Here is a 4,444-nt window from a genome sequence, read left to right as displayed (position 1 = left end):
GCGCCGGAAGGGGCGGGAGCACCGGGAGCGGCCCCGGGGGCGGTGGCACGGCCGTCCGCACGGGCGGCGTTGCGTGCGATGGCGTCGGTCAGGAGCGGCCAGAGCTGTTCGGGCAGGTCGTGCCCCATGCCGGGGATCACCAGGAGTTCGGCGCCGGGGATCGCGGCCGCCGTCGCCTCGCCGCCGCCTCGGTCGATGAGGGGGTCGTCGGCGCCGTGGACGACCAGAGCCGGAGCGGTGACGGCCCGCAGGCCCGGCGTACGGTCGGGCGAGGCCAGGGTCGCGGCGTACTGGCGGGCGAAGCCGTCGGACCGGGGGGAGCGGTCGTAGGCCGCCTCGGCGCGCTCGCGCAGCTCCTCGGGAGCGGCCGGGTAGCCGGGCGAGCCGAGGACGGAGAACGAGCGCACGCCCCGCTCCCCCGCCTCCCGCCGGTCCCGGGGCGGCGGGGCCGCCAGCGCGGCCAGCGCCTCGGGGGTGCCCCGGCCGACGGAGCGGTCTCCGGTGGTGGACATGATCGAGCACAGCGAGCGCACCCGCGAGGGGTGGTCGATCGCGAACTGCTGGGCGATCATGCCGCCCATCGAGGCTCCGGCGATGTGCGCGGCGTCGACCTCCAGTGCGTCGAGCAGGCCCACCGCGTCCCGGGCCATGTCGGCGATGCGGTAGGGGGCCGTGGAGGTGTCGCCCGCCAGGACGGCCCGGATGTCCGGGGGCGGGCAGTCCTCCAGGAAGGTGGACAGACCGCAGTCGCGGTTGTCGTAGCGGACGACGTGGAATCCCCGGTCGGCGAGCATCCCGCAGAACCGCGGGTGCCAGGCGGTCATCTGGGTGCCGAGGCCCATGATGAGCAGCAGTACCGGCCCGTCCGGGTCGCCGAAGGTGTCGTACTCCAGTTCCATCCCGTTGGACAGGGCACGTGGCATGTGTTCCTCCTCGGCGGGGCCCGGCCGGGGCCGGGGCGGTCGGCTTCCGCGGCCGTCGGGCGGTCCGCCGCCTGTCGCCGGGCCGTACGGCGGCCCGCCGGGCGGGAGCTGCCTACCAGCCGGTCGGTACGATAGCGGGGCCGCGCCCCGGAGGGAACGGAGAAGACCTCCCCCGGCCGGACGGCTTCCCGCGGCGCCCCCGCCGGACGGTGTGCGCCGGACGGGACACCCCCGCGCTCAGCCGCGCCCGCCGCCCTCCTCGCCGAAGGTCACCGAGACCCGCTCGAACCCCAGGGAGCGCAGCAGGTTCTCCAGCATGTCCTCGGTGTTCGCCTCGGCCCGCTTCGCCAGCCCGCTCTCCTTGGCGGCCTCGCCGATGTGCTCGACCGCGAGCCGGTGGACCTCCCGCTCGTCACCCGGATTCTCGGAGAAGAGGTCGCCGAGCCGGTCGAGCAGACCGCGCTCCTTGGTGACGGCGTACGAGCGCTCGGCGTCCAGCGCGGGCTTCTCCAGGCGGGCGTGCGGCAGCCGTACCGTGGCGCCCCTGCGGTCGTCGGTGACCGTGACGGCCTCCTCGCCGAGACCGCCGAGGTCCACGTACGCGCCGACACTGCCCGTACCGACGAACAGCGTCCGGCTGCCGCGCACCGCGTCCGGCAGGAACTTCGCGTCCTTGTCCAGGTCGACGACGACCTGGAAGGTGCCCGAGGCGCCCTCGTAGCGGCTCATGTCCCTCAGGGACTTCAGCACCGCGGGGCCGGTGCGGTCCTCGGTCTCGGTGGCGAACGGGTTCCCCAGCCCCGGCAGGAGGCGGAGCTGCCCGGCCAGCAGCACTCCGGCCAGCAGGAGGACCACCAGGAGGAGCGGGGCGATCCATCTCGGGGAGGACGTGGACCTGTCGGGGCGGGCCATCTGCGTGCACCTCCGTCGGCGGCGGGAGACTCCGTCAGACGGGGTGTTCCCCGAAACTCCCCGGACATGGCAGGGAGTTGACCGTGTGCCGGGCGGCAGGCGCGGCCCCGCCCGCCCCTCCCGTGGCGCGATTCCACGGGCGCGACCGCTCCGCCCCGCCGGCGGGAACGCGCATCCCGGGCGGCGTCCGGTACACCGCTCGCTGAGTATCGGACGGCATCGGCGAACTCGCCCGGCGCACCCGGGAGAAGAAGGCCGGGAAACCACTGAAAGCGTTCTCCGTTCCGGATACCTTCCGGTAGTCCGGGCAATTTCCATACGCGATGCGCGAGGCGTCCGATTTCCTGTAACGGGCACCGTGGTTCTGTTTCGGACTTGTTGTCCGGGCGCCGTCCGCGCCCTTGCCGGGCCTTTCACCCCTCCCTATGTTGGGAGCGCTCCCACATCCCGTCCGCATACCGGCGGAAGACGGGCCCGCCCGACCACACGGTCGGGCGGCGCCGTACCGCCTTCCGTTCCGCGGGCGCACGCCCCGACCACTCGCACCGTCCGCGCGGGCCGCGGACCGCCTCGGCCGCGACCCGGCCGAACGCGTACCCCGCGGACACAGGACACCGGCCGCCGGCTTCCCGTCCGGCCGGACCGCGGTGCCGCACGCGGCGGCGCGCCCGGCACCGCGGAGGGCCCGGGAGCCCGGATGGCACCACCCGCACCCCCGACTCCGTGGACCGTCGGATCCGGAACGTCCCCTTCCCCCGTGTCCACGACGAACGATTGGAGAATCATGTCCGGAGTCCTCCTGGCCGGCGGAGCGGTCGCGGCGTTGATCGCCTCGACCCTCTCCGGCGCCGCGCTCGCCGCGGAACCGACCTCCACAGTCCCCGACGAGAAGATCCAGGTCGGCATCAACACGGTCAACGGCTCGGGCTGCCCGGCGGGGACGGCGGCCGTGGCCGTCTCCCCCGACAACACAGCCTTCACCGTGACCTACAGCGACTACCTCGCCGCGGCGGGCGTGGGTACGCTGCCGACCGACTTCCGGAAGAACTGCCAGCTCAACCTCGACGTACACGTCCCGCACGGCTTCACCTACGCGATCGCCGGCGTGGACTACCGCGGCTACGCCTACCTGGAGGGGGGCGCCACCGCCGTCCAGAAGGCGCACTACTACTTCCAGGGCCAGGCCGACAGCACCTCGTCGTCGCACCGGATCAACGGCCCGTACGACAACAACTGGCAGACCAGCGACAGAGCCGAGATCGGCGAGCTGGTCTGGGCGCCGTGCGGCGTGGTCCGCAACTTCAACATCAACACCGAACTGCGGGTGGACGGCGGTGAGTCCGCCGACAGGACCACCAGCTTCATCGCCATGGACTCCACCGACGGCGCCGTCAACACCGTCTACCGGATCGCCTGGAAGAAGTGCGAGAGCTGACCCCCGCGGTCGACGCGTAGCCGCGCCCGGCCCGTCCGCGGGCGGGAGGGCGCACCCCGCCGGGAGACGACCACCCCGCTGCGGGCATCCCGCATCCCCGCACACCGGTGCGGGCGGCCGGACGCCGACCACGTCCGGCCGCCCGCGCCGGAAGGCCCGGCAGGAGGGGCTCCGGGAGAGCCCGGAGAGCCCGGAGAGCCCCCGCAAGGCCGTCGCCACGGGGCCTGCGGGCCGGACGGCGCGGCCTGCGCCCCACTCCCGCGGGGAAACCCGTTCCCGGTTTCCCCCTCCGCACCGTACGCGCACTCGAGCGCGTTCTGCCCGCGGTGCGCGCCGGTCACGCGGTAACGCGAATCGGTTAGTTCCATTCGGCAAACGCGTCGGGTTTTCCTTTCCCGTCGCGCCCCACAAACGCTTGATTGGAGAACCATGTCCGGAGCACTTGCCGTGGGCGGCGCGATCGCGGCGTTATTCGCCTCGTCGCTCTCTTCGAGCATCGTCGCCCCGAACCCGTCCTTCGAGGACGCGCCGACCGACAGGATGGTGATCGACGTCGTCACGGTCAACGGCTCGGGGTGTCCGCTGGGATCGGCGGCCGTGGCCGTCTCCCCCGACAACACCGCCTTCACCGTGACCTACAGCGACTACCTCGCGCAGGTCGGCGTCGGAGCCAGACCGACCGACTTCCGGAAGAACTGCCAGCTCAACCTGGCCGTACGCGTCCCGCAGGGATTCACCTACGCGATCGCCGGCGTGAACTACCGCGGCTACGCCTACCTGGAGGAGGGCGCCACCGCCACCCAGAAGGCGCACTACTACTTCCAGGGCCAGGCGGAGACGAACGAGGGCGTGCACCGCTTCAACGGCCCGTTCGACGACAACTGGCAGGCGAACGACGTCACCGAGCTCGGCGCCCTGGTGTGGGCCCCGTGCGGCGAGATCCGCAACTTCAACATCAACACCGAACTGCGGGTCAGCGGCGGCACCTCGAACACCGCGGAGACCACGAGCTTCATCGCCATGGACTCCACCGACGGCGCCGTCAACACCACCTACCAGCTCGCCTGGAAGAAGTGCGAGACCGACGGCGGGGACGGCGCGTGACGCCCCCCTCCCCGGCCGTGCGCTGACGCACGGCGGTGCGCGGCGTCCGGCCGGAGCGCCGCGCACCGCC

General features: G+C 73.0%; 4 protein-coding genes. 2 read left to right on the top strand and 2 right to left on the bottom strand.

Annotated features, from left to right (window positions below; all coding sequences use genetic code 11):
• Together L7D48_RS09660 and L7D48_RS09655 are read right to left on the bottom strand one after the other, a co-directional pair.
• A partial coding sequence (locus L7D48_RS09660; protein WP_237878573.1) for an alpha/beta fold hydrolase occupies positions 1-923 on the bottom strand: 923 nt, incomplete at its 3' end.
• Positions 924-1,160: 237 nt separating this feature from the next.
• Positions 1,161-1,835 carry a DUF4230 domain-containing protein gene (locus L7D48_RS09655; protein WP_237878572.1) on the bottom strand — a complete coding sequence of 225 codons (675 nt, stop codon included), beginning with the start codon at positions 1,833-1,835 and terminating at the stop codon, positions 1,161-1,163.
• Positions 1,836-2,619: 784 nt separating this feature from the next.
• Between L7D48_RS09655 and L7D48_RS09650 the strand changes: the two genes are divergently transcribed.
• Positions 2,620-3,270, top strand: coding sequence for a DUF4360 domain-containing protein (locus L7D48_RS09650; protein WP_237878571.1), 651 nt, complete (start codon positions 2,620-2,622; stop codon positions 3,268-3,270).
• Positions 3,271-3,699: 429 nt separating this feature from the next.
• A complete protein-coding gene (locus tag L7D48_RS09645) occupies positions 3,700-4,374 on the top strand; it encodes a DUF4360 domain-containing protein (protein WP_237878570.1) in 675 nt (224 codons plus the stop codon).
• The last annotated feature ends 70 nt before the right edge of the window (positions 4,375-4,444 follow it).

It is taken from the genome of Streptomyces sp. ICN903, assembly GCF_022015835.1.
Taxonomy (GTDB): domain Bacteria; phylum Actinomycetota; class Actinomycetes; order Streptomycetales; family Streptomycetaceae; genus Streptomyces; species Streptomyces fenghuangensis.
Note: the sequence above shows the minus strand (reverse complement) of the source record. Positions and strands in the feature narration are given on the sequence as shown.

Excerpts from the sequence above, each read along its gene's own strand:
- L7D48_RS09655 (WP_237878572.1), bottom strand. The coding sequence starts at position 1,835 with ATGGCCCGCCCCGACAGGTCCACGTCCTCCCCGAGATGGATCGCCCCG.
- L7D48_RS09650 (WP_237878571.1), top strand. The coding sequence starts at position 2,620 with ATGTCCGGAGTCCTCCTGGCCGGCGGAGCGGTCGCGGCGTTGATCGCC.
- L7D48_RS09645 (WP_237878570.1), top strand. The coding sequence starts at position 3,700 with ATGTCCGGAGCACTTGCCGTGGGCGGCGCGATCGCGGCGTTATTCGCC.